The sequence below is a fragment of the Methylomagnum ishizawai genome (assembly GCF_019670005.1).
Classification (GTDB): Bacteria; Pseudomonadota; Gammaproteobacteria; order Methylococcales; family Methylococcaceae; genus Methylomagnum; species Methylomagnum ishizawai.
Map to the genome: position 1 here is coordinate 4534597 of NZ_AP019783.1, position 21371 is coordinate 4555967.

A 21371-nucleotide genomic window follows, 5' to 3' on the forward strand; every position below is an offset into this window, starting at 1 on the left:
CGACTTCGATGAGCCATATCCCCCGCAAGCGCTTCGGCCAGAACTTCCTCCGCGACACCGCCGTGGTCCACCGCATCCTCATGGCGATTGCGCCGGGCCTGGACGAGCATCTGGTCGAAATCGGGCCGGGCGAAGGCGCGATGACCCAAACCCTGCTGCCGAATTGCCGCCGCCTGGACGCCGTGGAAATCGACCGCGACCTGGCCGAGGGGCTGCGCCGCAAATTCGCCGCCGACCCCAGGTTCCAACTCCACAGCGCCGACGCCCTGCGCTTCGATTTCCGCGGCCTGCGGGAAGGGAACGAAAAACTGCGCGTGGTCGGCAACCTGCCCTACAACATCTCGACGCCCTTGATGTTCCACCTGTTCGGGCAGGTGGACGGCATCCACGATATGCACTTCATGCTGCAAAACGAGGTGGTGGACCGGCTGGCCGCCGGGCCCGGCTCTTCCGACTATGGCCGCTTGAGTATCATGGCCGGTTATCACTGCCGGGCCGAGAAGCTGTTCGAAGTCCCCCCGGAAAGCTTCCATCCCCGGCCCAAGGTGGTGTCGGCCATCGTGCGGCTGGTGCCCCACGCGACGCCGCCGGTCGAGGTGGACCCCGTGGTGCTGGGCAAGGTGGTCGCCACGGCGTTTTCCCAGCGCCGCAAGACCTTGCGGAATTCGGTCAAGACCTTGTTCGAGGAACGCGAGATCGAAGCCATGGGGATCGATCCCAATGCGCGGGCGGAGACTTTGGGCTTGGAGGAGTATGCGCGGATGGCGCGGCGGTGGGTGGAGAAATCGCGATAGGGCGGACCGGCGGCAGATGCGAAAAAGCCCGGCAGGCCACCCCCCGCCGGGCTTTTTTAATTCCAACCCAACGCGCCTCAGGTGATGACCGTGGGCGCTTCCATCCCCGAACGCTGCCTCACCCCGCCCAATTGCTCGGCCAGGGCGATCAAATCCGCCAGGAACACCTGGGTATCCTGGTTGTGCAGCGCCGGGTCGCGCTCGTAGCGTTCCAGGTAGATACGCAAGGTCGCGCCTTCGGTGCCGGTGCCGGACAGGCGGAAGACCATGCGCGAACCGTTGTCGAAGCCGATGCGGATGCCCTGCTGGGCGCTGACGCTGCCGTCCACCGGATCGGTGTAACTGAAATCGTCGGCGAAGCTCACGGTATACGCCCCGAAACTCCGGCCCGGCAGGCTGGGCAGTTGTTCGCGCAGATGGGCCATGATGCCTTCGCCCGCCGGTAGCGCCATGCCTTCATAGTCGTGACGGGAGTAATAATCGCGCCCGAACTTCTTCCAATGTTCCCGCACGATATCGGCCACCGATTGCTTGCGCACCGCCACCAAATTCAGCCAGAACAGCACCGCCCACAGCCCGTCCTTCTCGCGCACATGGTCGGAGCCGGTGCCGAAGCTTTCCTCGCCGCACAAGGTGATCTTGCGGGCATCCAGGAGGTTGCCGAAGAATTTCCAGCCGGTCGGGGTTTCGTAGCAATCGATACCCATCGCCGCCGCCACCCGGTCCACGGCTTGGCTGGTCGGCATGGAACGGGCCACGCCGCGCAGGCCGGATTTATACCCCGGCAGCAGATGGGCGTTGGCCGCCATCACCGCCACGCTGTCGCTGGGCGTCACGAAGAACTTGCTGCCCATGATCATGTTGCGGTCGCCGTCGCCGTCCGAGGCCGCGCCCAGGGTCGGGGCGCCGGGGGCGTACATGAGCGCCGCCAGATCGTGGGCATAGACCAGGTTGGGATCGGGATGGCCGCCGCCGAAATCCTCCAAGGGCACGCCGTTCATCACCGAACCCGGCGTCGCGCCCAGGCGGTCTTCCAAAATGCGCTTGGCATAAGGGCCCGTGACCGCGTGCATGGCGTCGAAGCACAGGCTGATGGCCCCGGTGGTCAGGGCCGATTTGATCAGGCTGAAATCGAACAAGTGTTCCATCAACTGGGCATAGTCGCCGACCGGATCGACCACGGCCACGGTCATACCATCGAGCGCGGTTTCGCCCAGGGTATCGAGGTCCAGGTCGGGGATCGCGGCGATCTTGTATTCGGTGATGGCCTGGCTGCGGGCGTAGACGGCATTGGTGAGGCTTTCCGGGGCCGGGCCGCCGTTGATGCCGTTGTATTTGATGCCGAAATCCTCGTCGGGACCGCCGGGGTTGTGGCTGGCCGACAGCACGAAGCCGCCGTAGGCCTTGTATTTGCGGATCAGGCAGGACGCCGCCGGGGTCGAGAGCAGGCCGCCCTGCCCCACCAACAGCCGCCCGACGCCGTTGGCCGCCGCCATCTTGATGATGGTCTGTGCGGCTTGGCGGTTGAAATAGCGTCCGTCGCCGCCCAGCACCAGGGTCTGGCCGGCGACATCGCCCAGGGTGTCGAACACCGATTGCACGAAGTTCTCTAGGTAGTTCTCCTGCGTAAAGACTTTGACCTTTTTGCGCAAGCCCGAAGTACCGGGCTTTTGATCCGAATAAGGTGTGGTTTTGCGGGTTTCGATCTGCATGGAGGTAATCCTGATGAGCTGGCTGAAGCGACCGGAATAGTTTACCGCGGAAACGGGCCGGGCAATCCGGGCTGGCCGGTGGGAGGATGTCACGCGGAAGGGCGCAATCTCCTGGGAATGTCAAGAAATAAACTGCTACCCAACCCGCGACGATGGGCCGTCTAACTTCAAGCCGGATTTCACGCCACGGAGCCGGAATTCCCCTCCAATAGGGCCTTATCCGCCCGAAATCTTTGGCCTATCGGCCTTTCCGGCGAGCCGCCACACCGCCGCCTCCCAAGACATGCCAGTGAAGTCACGCCAAGGCACCGGGCCGGACCGGGACCATGCTGGTGAAAATTGGCTAAGTTGTGCAAAAATAATGGTGGCAAGAGCGCCGGATTCCCGGCAAACTAAAACTTGAGTGGCATTCGTCGCCCTATCGGGCGGCGATGTCCCGTAAAATTTTCCAATCCAATAAAAAGGAAAGAAGCAATGATGAAAGCAATCAAGTTGACCGCAGTTTTGTTGTCTGCCGGCCTGACCGTGGGCTGCGCGAGCAAGTCCGACATCACCAACCTGCAAACCCAGGTTGATGGCTTGAAGGCTGAAATTTCCTCCGTGAAGAGCACCGCCGACGAAGCGCTGTCCTCCGCCCAGGCTGCTGAAGCCGCCGCCAACAAGGCCGCTGCCGCCGCTCAACGCGCTGAACAGGCGATCAACGACAAGCTGGATCGCGGCTTCCGTAAAGGCGCCATGAAGTAATCGTTCGCCCTGCGCGAAAGATTAAAAAAACCCGGCGGGGTCGCCCCCACCGGGTTTTTTTTATGCGCCTTCCACCACGTCCTGCGCCCAGGCGCTGCGCCGCTCCCGGTCCAGCACCTCGGCCCTGGCCCGCATCAGCGCCACGGTGAAATAGTAGAACTGGAACGCCAGCGCCATCAGCAGCAGGGGTAGCAACATACTGAAATGGATGGAGGGCTTGTCGAACTTGGTCACGGTCGGGCCTTGGTGCAAGGTGTTCCACCATTCCACCGAGTAATGGATGATCGGAATGTTCACCACGCCGACCAGGATCAACACGCCCCCGGCCCGCGCCGCCGAACGCGGCTCTTCGATGGCCGAGACCAGGGCGATATAGCCCAGGTACAGGAACAACAGGATCAATTCCGAGGTCAGCCGCGCATCCCACACCCACCACGCCCCCCACATCGGCTTGCCCCATAGGGAACCCGTCACCAAGGCCAGGAAGGTGAACGACGCCCCCAGGGCCGCCGAGCCGCGCACCATCACATCGGCCAGCTTGATGTTCCAAATCAGGTGGATGGCGCTCAGGACCGCCATGAAGGTATAGATGAACATCGACATCCAGGCGCTCGGCACATGCACGAACATGATGCGATAGCTCTGCCCCTGCTGGTAATCGGGCGGGGCCACGAACAGGCCGAGGTAAAGCCCCGCGACCATGAAGATCAAGGTGACGCCGCCCAGCCAGGGGATGAGCTTCCCGGCGATCCGGTAGAAATGCTTGGGCGAGGCCAGTTTATGGAAAAACAACCAGATAGCGTTCCACATGGTGTCAACTCAGGCTGATGCGCAGCGCGGCGGCGGTCGCCAGCGGCGCGAGGGTGAGCGCCAAGACCAGCAAAGCGCCCAGGAAATAAAGCTGCCCCTCCACCGGCATCCCGGCGGCGGCGGCGGCGACGGCATTGGTGGCGAAGATCAGGACCGGGATATACAAGGGCAAAACCAACAGGGTCAGCAACACCCCGCCGCGCCTCAGGCCCACCGTCAAAGCCACGCCGATGGCCCCGATCAGGCTCAACAAGGGTGTGCCGACCAGGAGGGTGATTTCCAGGGCATAGACCGCTGGACCGGGCAGGGCCAGGAACAGCGCCAAGACCGGGGCCATCAGCAGCATGGGCAGGCCGCTCACCAGCCAATGCGCCAACACCTTGGCCAGCACCAGCACCGCCAAGGGATGCGGACTGAGGGCGATTTGCTCCAAAGCGCCATCGTCGAAATCGGAGCGGAACATGTTCTCCAGCGAGAACAGCGCCGCCAACAAGGCCGCGATCCAGATCACGCCCGGCGCGATCTTGCGCAGCAAGGCTTCCTCCGGGCTGACGCCCAGGGGGAACAGCGTCACCACGATCATGAAGAACAGCAAGGGATTGACCAATTCGCCCCGGTGCCGGAACGCCAAGAGCAAATCCCGCTGTAGCAAGGCCAGGAAGGCGCGGAGAAGTTCGTTCATGCCAGGGTCAGTTTGACCAAGCCGCCGCGTAGCTCGACCGCTTGGTGCGAAGTCAGCACCGCGAGGCCGCCGCGGGTGGCGTGGTCTTCGAGCAGGCGTTGGACCAGGGCGATGCCGCCCACATCCAGCGCGGTGAAGGGTTCGTCGAGTATCCACAACGCCACCGGGGACGACACCAGCCGGGCCAACGCCACCCGCTGCCGCTGCCCGGCGGAGAGGGCGCGGACCGGCAAATCCATCCGGTCCAGGAGGCCCACTTGGTCCAGAGCTTGCTCCAGTTTGTCCTGGCCCAGGGCCGCGCCGTTCAGGGCGAAGGCGAAACGCAGGTTTTCGCCCACCGAGAGTTCGGCCTTGAGTCCCAGGTGGTGGCCGAGATAGCCGATTTCCGCGAAGAAGGCCGCGCGCCGGTGGGCGATGTTGGTGCCGCGCCAGCGCACTTCGCCTTCGTTCGGGGGACTCAGCCCGGCCAGGATGCGGAGCAGGCTGGTTTTACCGCTGCCATTGGCTCCTTCGATCTGCATGATCTGGCCGGGCGCGACGCCGAAACCCAGCCCCGAAAACAGCGGGATATCGCCGCGCAGGCATTCGAGTCGGTGGGCTTCGAGGGCGGGGGGAGTCCCGGTCATGGGGGGATGCGATGGACGGGTGACGGACATGGGGGCGCATTATCGCAGAAACCCGACCGGGCTTACGCTGAATTTTCCCCCATCATGGGCGGTCTATCCCGGCAATGGAATTCTACAATCCACGCCGAAACAGGAAGGGGTCATCATGTTCATGCCATTTTATATGCCCGGCAGACGGCGCTTGCGGGTCGTGGTCGCGGGTGGCGGCTATGCGGGCTTGGCGGCTTTATCGGCCCTCAGGACACAGCGCCCGGATGCCGATCTGGTCCTGATCGACCCCCGTCCCCACCATCTCAAAATCACCCGTCTCCACGAAAGTTTCCGCCGCCCGCTGGCCGAGTTCCAGGTGCCGTTCAGCGCCTTGGGCCGGCGCTTCGGTTTCCGCCATGTCCAAGCCGCGCTGCCCATCGACGAACCGGCCTTGTCGCAATGGAATACCGGACGCGCCCTGACGGTCGATGGCGCGGCGCTGGAGTTCGATTACCTCTTGATCGCCACCGGCGGCAGCTACCGCAAGCCGGAAAAAAGCCCGGAAACCCTGGACCTGGACGATTTCAGCACCGAAACCGGCTCCGGCTTGATCGACCTCTACCGCGACGCCATCGAGTCCCGTGGGCGCTATCTGACCGTGGTGGGCGGCGGCGCGACCGGCATCCAATTCCTGTTCGAGATCGCCCATTACCTCCAGCGGCAGCGCAGCGCCTGCCGTTTGCGGCTGGTGGACGCCGACCCCGCCCCGCTCGGCCAATTCCGGCCCGGCCTGGGCCGTTATGCGCAGGTCCGTCTGGCCGATCTCGGCATCGATTACCACCCCGACCAAAGGTTCCAGGCCCAGGCCGATGGCGTCCTCCAGCTCCAAGCCCGCGCTTCCGGCCAGCCGCTGGCCTTGGCCTCGGACCTGACGCTATTGTTCCTGGGCAACAACCCGGCCCAGCGCTGGGAGGCCAACTGGTTCGGCCAGGTCGTGAGCGGCGGCGCGGCGCTGGAACGCATCTATACCGCCGGGGATTGCTCGCGCTACCGCCCGCCGGGCTCCAACGCCCTGAGCGCCCAGACCGCCCTGCGCAAGGGCCGGCTCGCGGCCCGCAACATCCTGCGCCACGCCAGTCCGGTGCGGCTGTTGGAACCTTATCTCTACCGCGACCTGGGCTATGTCGTCAGCCTGGGACCGGAGGATGCGGTGGGCTGGATCGGCCTCGAACGCAACGTGGTGGGCGGCGCGCCCGCCAAGGTGGCGAAGGATATCGTCGAGGCCCAATACGATCTACTGCTGGCGGGGGTCGATACCTATATGCCGTGAACGGCCCGGTCGGCGGCATTCGATATTTTCCGCTATCGCCGATTCCCAAGCCGCGCTCGGGAACCCGCAGACCCGCGGCCAGCGGGATAAAAAGGAAGAGACGGTTTCGTTAGGCATCAACCCAAAGGAGGCACAGCGATGTTGTTTGGCGCTAAACAGCCGGTCGTGGCGAAGGCCAGCACGGTCATCAAGAAGCCCGTGGAGGACGTGTTCCATTTCATCGGCGAGGAATTTTTCAGCAACTACCCCAAGTGGTCGCCCGAGGTGGTCGAATTGAAACCGCTGTCCAACGGTCCGGTGCAGGTCGGTTCCATGGCTTGGCAGGTCCGGGTTGACCGCGGCCACCGCAGCGAATCCACCTTCGCCGTCACCGATCTCCAACCCAACCGGCGCATCGCCTTCAGCGGCGTCTCCAACGCCTATCATTGCGCCTACGAATTGCGGCGGGCCGACCCGGATGCGGCCACCCAGGTCGCGTTCACCTTCGAACTGCCGGAATTGGAACTCTATATGCGGCCCTTCGAGAAATTGATCCGGCTCGCCGTGCAGGAAGGGGCCGAGCGCACCGTCCAGAATCTCAAGGGCTTGATCGAAGGCCGGCCCTGAACGCCCCCCGCCGGGCAAGCCCGGCCCATAACAACACCATCCACGCGGGAGGAGACCCATGTTCTTCGTGGCAGAAAAAGACCCCGGCCTGATTCCCCAGGTGTTATCGACGATCCTGGATGCATGCGTGAACGGCGTCACCCTGGCCGACCCGGATTTGGACGACATGCCCATCGTCTACGCCAACAAGGCGTTCGAGACCATCACCGGCTACACCCAGCCAGAAATCCTGGGCCGCAATTGCCGGTTCCTGCAAGGCCCGGACCCCGACCCGGCCATCCGCCACCGGATCAAGGAAGCCATCGGCCAATGCCAGCCCATCGAAATCACCCTGAGGAACTACCGCAAGAACGGCGAACTGTTCTATAACCATCTGGCCCTGACGCCCTTGTTCGACCGCGAGGGCGGCTTGATCTACTACCTCGGGGTGCAATACGACGTGACCCGGCAGGTGGAGGCGGAGGAGGAAATCCAGCGCCTCAGCGAAACCCTGGAACAGGTCGGCAGGCTGGCCTAGGCAAGGGGGCCGCTGGGCGGCGGGGAGGTTGAGTCGCCGTGGGATTCGGGCTAGAGTCCGCGCCGTGGCGGCCCGCCATGGCGGATTTTCTTCCAAAGCAACAGCAGGTTATTCGGGTATGGCGAACATATCTACGAGCGTGTGCGTGAATTACACGGCCACGGAAATGTACGAACTGGTCAACGATATCGAGGCTTATCCCAGCTACGTCCCCATGTGTTCGGCGGTGAAGCTGATTTCCAAGACGCCCACCCGCCTCAAGGCCGCGCTGACCCTGGCCAAGGGCAAGATCAAGCTGTCCTTCACCACCGAGAACACCATGGAGGCGGGCCGGGGCATCCAGATGACACTGGTCGAGGGGCCGTTCAAGCAATTGCGCGGGGTGTGGCGGTTCGAGCCTTTGGCCTCGGGCGGTTGCGAGACCACGTTCCGGCTCGATTACGAGTTCGCCAATGCCTTGCTGGGCGTGGCTTTCGGCGGCTTCCTGAAGGAGGTCGCCGGGTCCATGGTCCAGGCTTTCTGCGACCAAGCCGCCCGCAAATATGGCGAGCGGCCCAAAATCCCGGCCCAACGCCGTTAATCCCTTAGGAGCTTATTATGTTGTTCATCGCCATGAATCGTTTCAGGATCGCGCCCGGCAAGGAGGAGGAGTTCATCGAGATTTGGCGGAAGCGCGAGTCTTATCTCGACGAAGTGCCGGGGTTCAAGGAATTCCATCTGTTGCAAGGCCCGGCCACCGAGGAATACAGCGTGTTCGCCTCGCATTCGGTGTGGGAGTCGCGGGAAGCGTTCGAGGCTTGGACCCATTCCGAGGCGTTCCGCAAGGCGCATTCGGGGGCGGGCGCGGCCAAGGGTATTTATTTGGGATCACCGCAGTTGGAGTTGTTCGACGCGGTGATTTGAGGTTTTCGCCGGGTTCCCAGGTTCGGGCTTGGGAATCCAGTTCCCGTCTTTATATTTCCCCCGCTCGACAGCCCTTCACGACCCGGGCCGGAATCCAAAGCTGGCTTTGGACGCTTGTGGATCAAGACCAAAGCCAGCTTTAAAATTTCCAGCGTCCGCCCCCAAGCCCCGCCCGGCTTGCCCACACACGAAACTCCGCGCAACCTCCCATCCACCCTTTGTGCAGGAGCCTTCTCCATGAGCCAAAACCTCCTATCCCTGGATTACGCCGACCAGAGGAACTTGCCGCCTCCCACAATGGATTCGACACCCCATATACGGGACAACTTGTTCCCCAACCCGCTTGGGAACAAGCCTTTCCCCATCCCGGTATAAACTTTCCCCAGGGCCATTCGGCCCATCGCGCCTTTCCCCCCCCCAAACCCAGGAGCCCCCCATGCAAGCCCTACCCACCCTGGCTTTCGGCGAGCAACCCATCGACCCCGACACCCTCCTCCATTTCCCCGAAGGCATCGTCGGCTTCGAGGATTGCACGCACTTCAAGCTCTTCCACCAAGAAGGCGGCGACGAACTGGTGCATTGGTTGCAATCGGCGGACCGCCCCGACCTCAGCCTCTCCGTGGCCGACCCCGTCCGCTTCGGCATCCATTACGACTTCGCCCTGGACGACCGCGAAGCCGCCTTGATCGGCCTGGAACGCCCCGAGGACGCCCAGGTTTTGCTCATCCTCTACAAAAAAGCCGACCAGCCCGGCATCCACGGCGCTATCGGCGCGCCCTTGGTGGTGAATGTCAAAAACCGCAAGGCCTTACAGAAAGTGCTGGACAATATCGAATCCGGCGCCCTGTTGAATGCCCTGGTCCACGCTCAAACCCATTGAGCCCATGCGATAATGGCAGGCATCGGCGGGGCGGTCCCGCCGATGCTTTTTTCGCCCTGGAATTCCCCACCATGCGCTTCCTCATCCCCCTCGCCGTCTTCCTCGTGATGGTGATCTTCCTCGCCATCGGCCTGACCCTCGACCCCAGGGAAGTGCCCTCGCCCTTCATCGGCAAACCCGCCCCGGCCTTCGCCCTGCCCCAGGTCGCCGACGCCCAGAAAACCCTGGCCCCCGCCGACTTCAAGGGACAAGTGGCCTTGGTCAATGTCTGGGCCTCCTGGTGCGTGTCCTGCCGCCAGGAACATCCGGTGTTGGTGGAACTCGCCAAGCGCAAGCTGGTGCCGATCTACGGGCTCAACTACAAGGACCAGCGCGAGGATGCCCTGGCCTGGCTCGACCGCTATGGCAACCCCTACACCGCCAGCGCCTTCGACGCCGACGGCAAGACCGGCATCGACTGGGGCGTGTACGGCGTGCCGGAAACCTTCGTCATCGACCGGGCCGGGATCATCCGCCACAAATTCACCGGGCCCATCACCCCGGAAATCCTGGAAAATACCCTGCTCCCCCTGATCCGCCAGTTGCAAGGCTCCCCCTCATGATGTGTTCAACCCGGCTATCCTCTGTTCGCCAGTTGCAAGGCTCCCCCTTCACGATCCGCTTCATCCTATTGTTCCTCGCGGGCCTTTTCGCCGGTTCCGCCCTGGCGGTCGAAGTCCGCCAATTCGACGACCCCGCCAAGCAGCGCCGTTACGAGAACCTGATCGAGGAACTGCGCTGCCTCGTGTGCCAAAACCAATCGCTGGCCGATTCCGACGCCGATCTCGCCAAGGATTTGCGCGACGAGGTCTACGGCATCATCCAAAGCGGCCAGAGCGAACAGGAGGCGGTGCGCTTCCTCACCGACCGCTATGGCGATTTCGTCCTGTACCGCCCGCCGGTCAAGCCCATCACCGTATTGCTCTGGACCGGGCCGGTCCTGATCCTATTGGCGGTGGCGCTGTTCCTGTGGAAGCATCAACGCCAACGCCCCACCCTGGCCCGGCTGGAACTGACCGACGAAGAACGCCAGCGCCTGGAACGGCTCAAGAAGAACCTCGAAGGCTAGCGCCCCGACCGGGCTATGCCGAACCCCCGTGGAATCGAAGATGATCGAATTTTGGATCGCGGCGGCCTTGCTGCTGCTGTTGGGCTATACCTGCTTCCTGCCCGCCCTGACCGGCAAGACCGGCGGCGGGGCCGACCGGGCCAAACTCAACCTGCTATTGCACCGGCACCGGCAGGAAGAACTGGCGCGGGAAACCGCCGATGCCGGGGATTTGGGCAAGCTGGACGCCGAATCGGAACGCGGCCTGCTGGACGATTTGGAAATGGCGGGCTCCCCCCAAGCCCCGGAAGCGGACCCAGGCGGACGCATCGCGCTGGCGGTGACGCTCGTCGCCCTGCCCTTGGTCGGCTTGCTGGCGTATTTCTCGCTGGGACGGCCCGATTTGCTGGGACTGGCCCCGGCCCAAATCCAAGCCCAGGCCCAGCCCAATACCCCGTCCGGCCTGGAAGAAAGCATCCAGCGCCTAGCCGAGCGCCTCAAGCAGAATCCCAACGACCTGGAAGGCTGGACCATGTTGGGCCGCTCGCTGTTGATCGTGAACCAGCCCGACAAGGCGGTCACGGCCTTCGAGTACGCCATGAAGCTGGCCCCGGACAACCTCGACCTCAAAGCCTATTACGCCGAAGCCCTGGCCGGGGCCAACCAAGGCGTATTGGAAGGCAAGCCCACCGAATTGGTCGAGGCGGTGCTGAAGCAAGACCCCCAGCACAAGGGCGCGTTATGGATGGCGGGCATCGCCGCCGCCCAGCGCAAGGATACCGCCCAGGCCGTGGACTACTGGACCCGGCTCAAGGCCCAATTCCCGCCGCAAAGCGAGGAAGCCCGCCAAATCGACCGCTATCTGGCCGAGGTCCAGGGCTTGCCCGTCCCCGCCGCAACCGCCCCGCCCGCCCAGGCCCCAGCGCCCGGCAAGCGCATCCATGTCCAGGTCAAGCTAGCCGAAGGTTTCAAGGACCGGGCCGCGCCGGACGATGCCTTGTTCATCTTCGCCCGCGCCGCCCAAGGCCCGCCCATGCCGCTGGCCGTGGTCAAGAAGCGGGCCGGGGATTTGCCGCTGGAGGTGGTGCTGGACGATTCCATGGCCATGATGCAAGGCATGAACCTGTCGTCGTTCGAACAGGTGGTGATCGGGGCGCGGATATCCAAAAGCGGCAAGCCCACGCCCAGCCCCGGCGATCTCCAGGGCCAGACCGCGCCACTCGCGCCGGAGGACGACGGCCATTACGCGGTGACGGTGGACCAGGTGGCGCCATAGCGTCTAACCGCGCTGGCAAGAAAGCCACAGGCCCGGTACGCTTGCCTATCGCCGGCTTCCAAGTTCCGCTTGGAAACCGGCGATAACCCTCAACCCCATGAGCGCGGAACATGTCGTTGACCCCCGAACAAGTCCTGCAACTCGCCCCCGACGCCGCCTCGGCCAAAGCCGGACAAGGGTTGGCCGTACCCGCCAAATGGCCTACGCTGGGCCAATCCGACAGCGCCCTGTGGGGCGAATGCCAGGGCAGCGGTTCCAAACCTTATCAAGTGCAAATCGACCTGGGCGGCGGACCCGCCTTCCGTTGCACCTGCCCCAGCCGCAAATTCCCCTGTAAGCACGGCTTGGCCTTGCTGCTACTGCAAGTCCGCAAACCCGACGCCATCGCCACCACCGAGCCACCGGCCTGGGTGGCGGAATGGCTGGCCTCGCGCCAACAACGGGCGGCGCGGCAGGAAGAAAAGAAAACCCAAGCGGAACCCCCCGCCACCACCGCCGATCCCGGCACCGCCGCCAAGCGCGAAGCCAAGCGCCTGGAACGCATGGCGGCGGGGGCCGCGGAATTGCGGCGCTGGCTGGAGGATCAAGTCCGGCAGGGTATCGGCAACCTGGCCGATCCCAAGACCGATTGGCGGGCCTTGGCGGCGCGGATGGTCGATGCCCAAGCCCCCGGCCTGGCGTTCCGGGTCCGCAAGCTCGGCGAAATCGCCGGGTCCGGCGGCGATTGGCCCGCACGGCTCCTGGCCGCGATGGGTCGGCTCGCCCTGTTGCTGGACGCCTTCGACCGCTTCGCCGACTTGCCCTCCCCGGTCCAGGCCGATGTCCGCGCCGCGCTGGGCTGGCCCTTGGACAAGGATGAAGTGCTGGCCCAGGGCGAGCGCTGGACCGACCTGTGGGAAGTCTTGGGCTGCCAGATCGAGGAGAACGAGCGGCTATGGGAGCGGCGGGTCTGGCTGCGCGGACGGGAATCGGGACGCCACGCCTTGCTGCTGGATTTCGCCCATGGCAATCCGGTGTTCGCCCAGCCCTTCCTGGTGGGCTCCGCCTTGCGCCTGACCCTGGCCTATTATCCCGGTACCCGTCCCAGCCGCGCCCTGCTGGTGGCGGGGCCGGAAGCCGGGGGTTCCGCCCATTTCCCGGCGCAAACCCTCGACGACGAATGGACCGCGCTGGCGCAAGGCATCGCCGCCAACCCTTGGCAAAACCCCTGGCCCTTGGCGGTGCCCGCCGCCGTGCCGGGATACGATGACGGCGGTTGGGCTTTATATACGGCGGAGGGCGGACGCCTGCCCCTGGTACTGGCGGAGGGCGAGGGCTGGCGCTTAATGGCCTTGTCCGGGGGGATGCCCATGGGGGTGTTCGGCGAATGGGATGGCGAAAAACTGCTACCCCTGAGCGCCTGGGCACCGGAATTGGTTTGGACCGGAGGACAACGCTGATGTCTGGCTTGGAAACCTTGGCGGCGCAAGCCGTGGTCGGCGTGGCGCGGCAAGCGCCGGTATGGCCGGACACCGGGGGCGCGGTCGGCGACACCCTCAAGCAATTGATCCAACAACGGACGGAACCGGCTTCCGCCTTGCTGGGCGTGGCGGGGGTGTTCGCGGTTTGCGGGGCCGCCGGTTATCGCCCACCCGCGGGTGGAAACCCGCCCGCGGTTTGTCCTCCCGAAAGCCTAGGCTCCGCCGCGGACCCGGCATTGGCGGCCACGCTCGCCATCCTCCTCGCCCAAGGCCCAGAGCGCTTGCAGGCCGAGGCCTTGCGCCGCTTGGCCAAGGCCGGTGTCCGTTGGCCCGAGCGGCTGTTGCCGGAGGCGCTGGACCTGGGCCGTCGCAGCCGCGCCCTGCGTCCTGGGTTGCGCCCCGTGCTGGGCCAGCGTGGCCTGTGGCTGGCGGGCCGGAATCCCGAATGGGCCTATGCCGTGGGTTCGGGCGGCCTGGAGTTGGACATCTCCGCCTGGGAAACCGGCACCACCGAACAACGCGCCGCCTATCTTGGACGATGCCGGGCAACCGATCCGGCCCAGGGCCGCGACCTTTATCTCCAAGCCCTGCCGGAACTGGGGGCCAAGGAACGCGCCGCCCTGCTCATGGAACTGGCGATAGGACTCGGCCCGGACGACGAAGCCGCCTTGGAAGCCGCCTTGAAGGACCGCGCGAAAGAAGTCCGCATCGCCGCCGCCGCCTTGCTGGTGCGATTACCCGACAGCGCCTACGCCCGGCGCATGGCGGAGCGGCTGGAATCCTGCCTGGGCCAAGAGCGGAAATCGCTGCGGCAACTCTGGACGCTGGAACCCCCGGAAGCCTTCGGCCCCGACTGGAAAGCCGACGCCCTGGAGGAAACCCCGCCCAAAGGCGAAGCCCTGGGCCAGCGGGCTTGGTGGCTGTACCAATTGACCCGGAACACCCCGTTGGCGTGGTGGGAAACCCGCCTGGAACTCGCGGCGGCGGACGTGCTGGAATGGGGACTGAAAAGCGAATGGCGCAACGCCCTGTGGCGCGGCTGGTTGGATGCGGCGGAAACCAGCGCCGCCGCGCCCTGGCTGGAAGCCTTCCTCGCCCGCAAGCCGCCCAAGGGGGTCCACTACGACTACCGCCGCTTCCTGCGCCACCTGCCGCCGCACGCCTGCGAAACCCTCTGGCTGGATATCATGGCCCGCGAGAACGCGGGGGCCGGCCTGGCCTTGGCCTGCGAATCCCTGCCGCTGGACGGCGGGACGGTGTCCGCCAGTTTCGCCCAGGCCGCGCTGGGGCGGGTGGCGGATTATCTGGGACGGCGCGAAGCCACCTGGGATTACCGGCTGCGCGAGACCCTGCCGCAATTCGCCTGCCTGATCCCGCCCGGACTCTTCGAGGACATCGAAGCCACCCGGCCCCTGGAACGCAAGGACGCCCATCCATCCCTGAACGAAGCCGTGGCGCGGTTCCATGCCGTCCTGGAACACCGCGCCTTCCTGCACCAACATCCCCCACTAGCGAGTGCCGATCCATGAGCGAAATCCTGCGCCAGCACGCCGAACACCAATACGCCGAGGAACTGGACCAACTGCGCCGCGTCGATACGCGCCAGCGTCCGCCCAACTGGGAACTCTCGCCCTGGGCGGTTTCGACCTACCTGCTGGGCGGCAAGCTCGACAACGGCTTCGAAATCACGCCCAAATACATCGGCCAGCGCCGCATCATCGAAATCGCGGTCTCGACCCTCGCCACCGACCGCGCCCTGTTGTTGTTCGGGGTGCCGGGCACGGCCAAGTCCTGGGTATCGGAGCATCTCGCCGCCGCCATCGCCGGCAATTCCACCCTGTTGATCCAGGGCACGGCGGGCACCAGCGAGGAACAAATGCGCTACGGCTGGAACTACGCCCGCCTGCTGGCCGAAGGCCCGTCGCCGCAAGCCCTGGTGCAAAGCCCCTTGATGCGGGCCATGGAAACCGGACGCATCGCCCGTATCGAGGAACTGACCCGCATCCCCGCCGATGTGCAGGACACGCTGATCACCATCCTGTCCGAGAAGACCCTGCCCATCCCCGAACTCGGCGGCGAAGTGCAGGCGGTGCGCGGCTTCAATGTCATCGCCACCGCCAACAACCGCGACAAGGGCGTGAACGAACTCTCCAGCGCCCTGAAGCGCCGCTTCAACACCGTGATCCTGCCACCCCCGGCCAGCGAGGACGAGGAAGTCGCCATCGTCACCAAGCGGGTGGCGGAACTGGGCCGCGCCCTGGAACTACCGACCGAACCGCCCGCGCTCAAGGAAGTGCGCCGCGTGGTGCAAATCTTCCGCGAACTCAGGAACGGCCAGACCGAAGACGGCAAAACCAAGCTGAAATCCCCCAGCGCCACCCTCAGCACGGCGGAGGCGATTTCGGTCATCAACAGCGGCATGGCCCTGGCCGGGCATTTCGGCGACGGCGTGCTGCGGTCGGGGGATGTGGCGGCGGGCCTGATCGGAGCCATCATCAAAGACCCGGTGCAGGACGCCGTGGTGTGGAAGGAATATCTGGAAACCGTGGTCAAGGAGCGGTCGGAATGGAAGGATTTGTACCGGGCTTGCCGGGAGGTCGAGGGTTAGCCTCACGGCATCGAAAACATCCTGGCCGAACGCGGCGGCACCACCGATAATCCCGGCCTTTGCCCCCAGCGAGGCTGTCCCGATGAAAATCCTCTATTTGCACGGCTGGCAATCGGTGCCCGGCGGCGTCAAGCCCAGCCATCTCAAGGCGCTGGGCCACGAACTCATCGAACCGGCCCTGCCCCACGACGATTTTGAGGCCGCCCTGGGTATTGCCCAAGCCGAACTGGAACGGCACCGGCCCGCCCTCGTCGTGGGTTCCAGCCGGGGCGGGGCGCTGGCGCTGAACCTCCGGGCCGGGGCAATCCCGTTGGTCCTGCTATGCCCGGCCTGGAAACGCTGGGGCGCGGCCCGCACGGCGAAGCCCGGCACGGTGATCCTGCACGCCGTGGCCGACGAAGTCATCCCCTATGCCGACAGCCTGGAATTGCTCGCGAACAGCGGCCTTTCCCCGGAAACCGCCTTGATTACGGTCGGCCATGAACACCGCTTGGCCGACGCGGAATCGCTCGCGGCCTTGGCGGCGGCGGTGGATCGTTAGGGTGGAAACAGCCTCTCCCCCAGCCCGCCTGCGCCTCGCCACCGCCTACATCGGCGTCATCCTGCTCTGGTCCACCACGCCGCTCGCCATCAAATGGAGCGGGCAAGGGCCGGGCTATCTGTTCGGCGTCACGGCCCGGATGGGCATCGGTTTCCTGTGCGTGCTGCTGGCGCTGCTGGTCCTGCGCCACCGCCTGCCCGCGCACCGCAAGGCGCTGTGGGCCTATGCCGCCGGAGCCACGCAAATCTACGGCGCGATGCTGGCGACCTATTGGGCCTCGCGGTTCATCCCCTCGGGCTGGATTTCGGTGGTGTTCGGGCTGACGCCCTTGATGACCGCGTTGCTGGCGGCGCTGTGGCTGAAAGACCATGGGCTGACGCCGGGGCAATTGCTGGCCTACGGCCTGGGACTCGGGGGCTTGGCGGTGATGTTCGATTCGGCGCTGGCTTTCGGGCCGGAGGCGGAACTGGGGATCGCCGGGGTGTTGCTGGCGTCCTTCCTGCAAGCGCTGTGTTCGGTGTGGCTCAAGCGCATCGATGCGCGGATTCCCACCTTGTCCTTGCTGGGCGGCAGCCTCGCGCTGGCCGTGCCCGCCTATCTCCTGACCTGGGCCTTGGCCGATGGCCGCTGGCCGGACAGCCTGCCCTGGCCCAGCCTGCTCGCCATCCTATATCTGGGCACGGTGGCGACGACTATCGGCTTCGCCCTGTATTTCTACATCCTCAAGCATCTGCCCGCCACCCGCGTGGCCTTGATCACCCTGATGACGCCGGTCCTGTCGCTGTGGGTGGGCCATGCCATCGATGGCGAGCCGGTGGGCTGGCGGGTGGCGCAGGGCACGGGGTTGATCCTCTGCGCCCTGCTCTTGCACGAAGCCACGGGCCGGAGCCGCAAAGCCCCGCCGCCCATGCCCGCCCGCGCCCGGCGGCGGCGCAACCGGCCTAGAAAGCGTGGCCGAAATTCTCGTGGTAACGCTCCTTGAAGCCCGCCAGGGTGAAGGAGTGGTTCTGGGTGCCATAGGTTTCCACCTTGACGGCCCCCATCAGCGAGGCGATGCGGCCCGTGGTCGGCCAATCCAAGCCTTCCAACAGCCCGTAGATCAAGCCGGCCCGGTAGGCGTCGCCGCAGCCGGTGGGATCGAAAGCGGCGTTGGGCTTGGCCGAGGGGATTTCCAGGCATTCCCCGCCGGTGTAGATCAAGGAGCCACTCGCCCCCTTGGTGATGATGAGCGCTTCGACCTTTTGCGCCAGTTCCTCGGGAGACAGGCCGGTGCGCTCGCGCATGAGCTGGGCCTCGTAATCGTTGAGCGCGACCCAGGTCGCCAATTCCACGAAATCCAATAGCTCCTGGCCATCGAACATCGGCATGCCCTGGCCCGGATCGAAGATGAAGGGAATCCCGGCCTCGGCGAATTGCCGGGCGTGCTGGATCATGCCGTTGCGGCCATCCGGCGACACGATCCCCAGGCGGATGCCCCGGTCGGTGGGCACCGCGTTGAGGTGGGCATGGTTCATCGCGCCGGGATGGAAGGCGGTGATCTGGTTGTCGTCCAGGTCGGTGGTGATATAGGCCTGGGCGGTGTAGTTGTCGCCCAGCACCTTGATGAAATCCTGGCCGATGCCGCAGTAGGCCAGCCATTGCGCATACGGGGTGAAATCCTTGCCCACGGTCGCCATGATGAGCGGGTCGGCCCCCAGCAGCTTGAGGTTATAGGCGATATTGCCCGCGCAACCGCCATACTCGCGCCGCAATTCCGGCACCAGGAAGGACACGTTGAGGATATGCACCTGCTCCGGCAGGATGTGGTGCTTGAATTTGTCTTGGAACACCATGATGGTGTCGTAGGCCATGGAACCGCAGATTAATGCCGTCATTGTGGTTTTTTCCTTGGGTTGAAATGGGAACGGTCGCGCCCTGGGGGCGGATGCGGGGACTATGCCCTAGCGGATCAAAACCAGCAACCAGACCATCGCCGCCAGCGCCAGCGCCAGGAACACCGCCGCGGAACCGATGTCCTTGGCCCGGCCCGACAGGGTATGGCGCTCGTAGCCGATGCGGTCCACGGTGGCTTCCAGGGCGGAATTCAGCAATTCCACCACCAGCACGTTCAGCAGCACGCCGGCCAGGAGGGCGCGTTCTATTCCGGTCTGGCCCAGCCACAGCCCCAAGGGCACGCCCACCAGGCACAAGAGGCATTCCTGGCGGAACGCCTCCTCGTGATCCCAAGCGGCGCGGAAGCCCGCCAGCGAATTGAAGAAAGCCGCGTAAATCCGGCGGATGCCGGAGAAGGATTGTCCTGCCATGGTGGTTGAAACTTGGATGCAAAAAAGGCTGATTATTAGTTATTAGCGACCGGGCCAGGACAAGGCGGCAATGGTCCACGCCAGGGTGTCGCGCCATTCCCGCCCCGCCCTTTCCCTAAGGGGGCAAATCATTTTTTGGGCGCATGGTCCATGAAGGTATTCCAATGCAGCGGGCGCTTTTCAAACCAAGACAGATCGAAGTCCGGTTTCGCCAATAAATACCATTTCTGCCAGGGATGGCGCCAATCCAGATATTTGGCCTTGAACCCATGTTTCTCCGCCATGGAGGCTATGGTTTCCGGGGTATAGGAAACGCAATGCGGATAGATCCATCCGGTTTTATCGTTATCCTCCCCATGCACGAAAGTGGCGACCAAGGCGCCGCCCGGTTTGAGCGCCACGGAAACCTCGGCGAGCCAGCGCTCCAACAAGTCGCGCCCGGTATGGCTGAAAATGGATTGGGCGACGGCGAAATCGAACTCGCCCTTCCGCCAATCCGCGATCCCATCCGAGAAATGGAAGGACGGCCGCTTAATGGCGATCAGGGATTCCCCCACTTCTTTGGCGATGCCTTCCTCGACCAGCCAACGGTTGGGTTCCACGCCGAAATATCTATCGGCGTTCAGATATGGAATCAATAAACGGCCTATCCGCAGGGAACCGCACCCAATATCGAGCAGCGAATGCTGTTGCCTCAGGCCCAGGGAAGTCAACAACCCGAAGGTCATGGCGGAGATCAAATCATAATTTTCAGGCGCGCCCACATAGGCACGATAATGCGCCCCGCCCGGACTTAAACCCATACCCATATCATCTGCCATAATCAACTCCAATTGACAACCGATTTGTAATCAGTACCCGCGCATCAAGCCGGTACCCCTATCATCATAAACCATTTCAAACGACGGTCCTTGTCGAGCCTCCAAAAGCAGCGGGGCCAGCCGCCCTTATCGCGCCGGGCCGGGACCATAGGCCAAATCGGGATGGCGGGCCGCATTCACCTCGTCCAGCCGCCGCACCGGCAGGCTGTAGGGTGCGCCCTTGAGGGTTTCCGGGGTGGTTTCGGCTTCCTTGAGGATCGCGGCCAGGGCGGCGGCGAAGGCGTCGAGGGTTTCCCGGCTCTCGGTCTCGGTGGGTTCGATCAACAGGCATTCCGGGATCAACAGCGGGAAATACACCGTCGGCGCGTGGAAACCATAATCCAGCAGGCGCTTGGCGACATCGTAGGCCGAGACATGGCGTTGCTTCGCCAGGGTTTTGAGCGTCAGGATGAATTCGTGGACGGCGCGGCGACCGGGGAACGCCGGCTCGAACCCGGCCTCAACCAGCTTCCTCATCAAGTAATTGGCGTTCAGCGTGGCGATTTCCGCCACCCGCCGCATCCCGGCCCCGCCCAACATCCGGGCATAGACATAGGCCCGCAGCAACACACCGATATTGCCCGCGAACGCCATCAAGCGCCCGATGCTCTGGGGCCGGTCGGCTTCGCCCAACAGGCGATAACGCTCCCCTTCCCGCGCCACCAGCGGCAAGGGCAGGAAGGGCAGCAAGCGTTCCCCCACGCCGACCGGCCCGGCACCGGGACCGCCGCCGCCGTGGGGCGTAGCGAAGGTCTTGTGCAGGTTGAGGTGGATGACATCGAACCCCATATCGCCGGGCCGGACCTTGCCCAGAATGGCGTTCAGATTGGCCCCGTCGTAATAGAGCAAGCCGCCCGCGTCATGGACGATAGCGGCGATCGGCCCGATATTGCGCTCGAACACGCCCAGGGTCGAAGGGTTGGTGAGCATGATGCCCGCCGTGCGCGGCCCCACCGCCGCCCTTAGCGCGTCCAGGTCCATATTGCCCGCGCCGTCGGTGGGAATTTCCCTGAGCTTGAAACCGCCCATCGCCGCCGAGGCCGGATTGGTGCCATGGGCCGCGTCCGGCACCAGCATCTCATCCCGCGCCCAATCGCCGCGCTGGCGGTGATAGGCCCGGATCATCGCCACCCCGGCAAATTCGCCCTGCGCCCCCGCCGCCGGGGCCAGGGACACCGCCGCCATGCCGGTCGCGGCGGCGAGGATATCCTGTAGCTCGTACAAACAGGCCAAGGTGCCCTGCCCGGCCCATTCCAGCCCGTGCGGATGGACCTCCTGGAATTCCGGCAGGCTGGCGAGCGTGTGGCAACCCTTGGGGTTGTATTTCATGGTGCAGGAACCCAGCGGATAGAACTGGGTGTCGATGGAGAAATTGCGCTGCGACAGCCGGGTATAGTGGCGCACGGCGTCGAGTTCGGAGACTTCCGGCAAGGGCGGTGGACGGGTCCGCAGGAAGCTCGCGGGGATAGCGGGCGGCGTGGTGGATGCCGTTGGGCTTTGGGCCTGGGCGGTCCGGCCCTTCTGGGATAGGTCGAAGATCAACATTGCCGCGCCTCCATGGGTGGGCTTGGGCTGCTTGCTTTGGGCCGCCAGCGAGCGGATGCCCTGGCCGATTACCGCTGTGGCGTGCTGTCCGGGCGGTATCGGCCCAGGGTTTAACAC

The 21371-nt window shown here is 64.6% G+C and carries 24 protein-coding genes; 16 read left to right on the forward strand and 8 right to left on the reverse strand.

Annotation, left to right across the window (positions count from 1 at the left end; all coding sequences use genetic code 11):
* Positions 1-8 precede the first annotated feature (8 nt).
* Positions 9-794: a 16S rRNA (adenine(1518)-N(6)/adenine(1519)-N(6))-dimethyltransferase RsmA gene (gene rsmA / locus K5658_RS20475; RefSeq protein ID WP_221064895.1), complete on the forward strand. Its 786-nt coding sequence runs from the start codon at positions 9-11 to the stop codon at positions 792-794.
* A gap of 77 nt (positions 795-871) precedes the next feature.
* On the opposite strand, the gene K5658_RS20480 is transcribed toward rsmA, so the two are convergent.
* Complete coding sequence (locus tag K5658_RS20480) at positions 872-2506, reverse strand: alpha-D-glucose phosphate-specific phosphoglucomutase (RefSeq protein WP_221064896.1); 1635 nt, start codon at positions 2504-2506, stop codon at positions 872-874.
* Between the two features lie 474 nt (positions 2507-2980).
* On the opposite strand from K5658_RS20480, the gene K5658_RS20485 reads away from it, so the two are divergent.
* Positions 2981-3250, forward strand: coding sequence for an Lpp/OprI family alanine-zipper lipoprotein (locus tag K5658_RS20485; protein ID WP_085216086.1), 270 nt, complete (start codon positions 2981-2983; stop codon positions 3248-3250).
* Between the two features lie 60 nt (positions 3251-3310).
* Here K5658_RS20485 and K5658_RS20490 read toward each other — a convergent pair whose 3' ends face one another.
* The 3 genes from K5658_RS20490 to ccmA are packed head-to-tail and all read right to left on the reverse strand — an operon-like array spanning position 3311 to position 5368.
* Positions 3311-4060 carry a heme ABC transporter permease gene (locus K5658_RS20490; protein ID WP_281425918.1) on the reverse strand — a complete coding sequence of 250 codons (750 nt, stop codon included), beginning with the start codon at positions 4058-4060 and terminating at the stop codon, positions 3311-3313.
* A 4-nt stretch (positions 4061-4064) separates the two neighbouring features.
* Positions 4065-4742 (reverse strand): heme exporter protein CcmB, encoded by a 678-nt coding sequence (ccmB, locus tag K5658_RS20495; protein ID WP_221064897.1) that lies wholly within the window; start codon positions 4740-4742, stop codon positions 4065-4067.
* On the reverse strand, positions 4739-5368 hold the full coding sequence (gene ccmA, locus K5658_RS20500) for a cytochrome c biogenesis heme-transporting ATPase CcmA (RefSeq protein ID WP_221064898.1): 630 nt from the start codon (positions 5366-5368) through the stop codon (positions 4739-4741). The genes ccmB and ccmA overlap by 4 nt, the downstream gene beginning before the upstream one ends.
* A 145-nt stretch (positions 5369-5513) precedes the next feature.
* Between ccmA and K5658_RS20505 the strand changes: the two genes are divergently transcribed.
* The 14 genes from K5658_RS20505 (at position 5514) to K5658_RS20570 (ending at position 17528) form a co-directional block, all read left to right on the forward strand.
* On the forward strand, positions 5514-6668 hold the full coding sequence (locus tag K5658_RS20505) for an NAD(P)/FAD-dependent oxidoreductase (protein WP_221064899.1): 1155 nt from the start codon (positions 5514-5516) through the stop codon (positions 6666-6668).
* Between the two features lie 138 nt (positions 6669-6806).
* Positions 6807-7274 (forward strand): SRPBCC family protein, encoded by a 468-nt coding sequence (locus K5658_RS20510; protein WP_221064900.1) that lies wholly within the window; start codon positions 6807-6809, stop codon positions 7272-7274.
* 58 nt (positions 7275-7332) lie between these two features.
* On the forward strand, positions 7333-7791 hold the full coding sequence (locus tag K5658_RS20515; RefSeq protein ID WP_221064901.1) for a PAS domain-containing protein: 459 nt from the start codon (positions 7333-7335) through the stop codon (positions 7789-7791).
* A gap of 118 nt (positions 7792-7909) precedes the next feature.
* Positions 7910-8371: a type II toxin-antitoxin system RatA family toxin gene (locus K5658_RS20520; protein ID WP_221064902.1), complete on the forward strand. Its 462-nt coding sequence runs from the start codon at positions 7910-7912 to the stop codon at positions 8369-8371.
* A 17-nt stretch (positions 8372-8388) separates the two neighbouring features.
* Positions 8389-8694: a heme-degrading protein HmuQ gene (gene hmuQ, locus K5658_RS20525; protein ID WP_221064903.1), complete on the forward strand. Its 306-nt coding sequence runs from the start codon at positions 8389-8391 to the stop codon at positions 8692-8694.
* 436 nt (positions 8695-9130) lie between these two features.
* Positions 9131-9574, forward strand: a complete 444-nt coding sequence (gene fliW, locus K5658_RS20530) for a flagellar assembly protein FliW (RefSeq protein WP_221064904.1) — start codon at positions 9131-9133, stop codon at positions 9572-9574.
* Between the two features lie 71 nt (positions 9575-9645).
* Positions 9646-10176, forward strand: coding sequence for a DsbE family thiol:disulfide interchange protein (locus K5658_RS20535; protein ID WP_221064905.1), 531 nt, complete (start codon positions 9646-9648; stop codon positions 10174-10176).
* Positions 10173-10682, forward strand: coding sequence for a cytochrome c-type biogenesis protein (locus tag K5658_RS20540; RefSeq protein ID WP_246628523.1), 510 nt, complete (start codon positions 10173-10175; stop codon positions 10680-10682). The genes K5658_RS20535 and K5658_RS20540 overlap by 4 nt, the downstream gene beginning before the upstream one ends.
* A gap of 40 nt (positions 10683-10722) precedes the next feature.
* Entirely contained in the window at positions 10723-11937 is a 1215-nt protein-coding gene (gene ccmI, locus K5658_RS20545) for a c-type cytochrome biogenesis protein CcmI (protein WP_221064906.1), read from the forward strand.
* Between the two features lie 110 nt (positions 11938-12047).
* Positions 12048-13376: an SWIM zinc finger family protein gene (locus tag K5658_RS20550; protein ID WP_221064907.1), complete on the forward strand. Its 1329-nt coding sequence runs from the start codon at positions 12048-12050 to the stop codon at positions 13374-13376.
* On the forward strand, positions 13376-14926 hold the full coding sequence (locus K5658_RS20555; protein WP_221064908.1) for a DUF5691 domain-containing protein: 1551 nt from the start codon (positions 13376-13378) through the stop codon (positions 14924-14926). Before K5658_RS20550 ends, K5658_RS20555 begins: the two co-directional genes overlap by 1 nt.
* Positions 14923-16005 carry an ATP-binding protein gene (locus tag K5658_RS20560; RefSeq protein WP_221064909.1) on the forward strand — a complete coding sequence of 361 codons (1083 nt, stop codon included), beginning with the start codon at positions 14923-14925 and terminating at the stop codon, positions 16003-16005. Before K5658_RS20555 ends, K5658_RS20560 begins: the two co-directional genes overlap by 4 nt.
* Before the next feature lie 82 nt (positions 16006-16087).
* Positions 16088-16546: a hypothetical protein gene (locus K5658_RS20565; protein ID WP_221064910.1), complete on the forward strand. Its 459-nt coding sequence runs from the start codon at positions 16088-16090 to the stop codon at positions 16544-16546.
* A gap of 1 nt (position 16547) precedes the next feature.
* A complete protein-coding gene (locus tag K5658_RS20570) occupies positions 16548-17528 on the forward strand; it encodes a DMT family transporter (RefSeq protein ID WP_343223280.1) in 981 nt (326 codons plus the stop codon).
* Here K5658_RS20570 and K5658_RS20575 read toward each other — a convergent pair.
* From K5658_RS20575 to gcvPB, 4 genes are all read right to left on the reverse strand, one after another.
* Positions 17488-18420 (reverse strand): carbohydrate kinase family protein, encoded by a 933-nt coding sequence (locus K5658_RS20575; protein ID WP_221064911.1) that lies wholly within the window; start codon positions 18418-18420, stop codon positions 17488-17490. The genes K5658_RS20570 and K5658_RS20575 overlap by 41 nt on opposite strands.
* Positions 18421-18486: 66 nt before the next feature.
* Entirely contained in the window at positions 18487-18849 is a 363-nt protein-coding gene (locus tag K5658_RS20580) for a diacylglycerol kinase (RefSeq protein WP_221064912.1), read from the reverse strand.
* Positions 18850-18977: 128 nt separating this feature from the next.
* On the reverse strand, positions 18978-19670 hold the full coding sequence (locus K5658_RS20585) for a methyltransferase (protein ID WP_221064913.1): 693 nt from the start codon (positions 19668-19670) through the stop codon (positions 18978-18980).
* Between the two features lie 126 nt (positions 19671-19796).
* The gene (gene gcvPB / locus K5658_RS20590) at positions 19797-21254 is read right to left on the reverse strand and encodes an aminomethyl-transferring glycine dehydrogenase subunit GcvPB (RefSeq protein WP_221064914.1); all 1458 of its coding nucleotides are present in this window, start codon (positions 21252-21254) and stop codon (positions 19797-19799) included.
* Positions 21255-21371 lie beyond the last annotated feature (117 nt).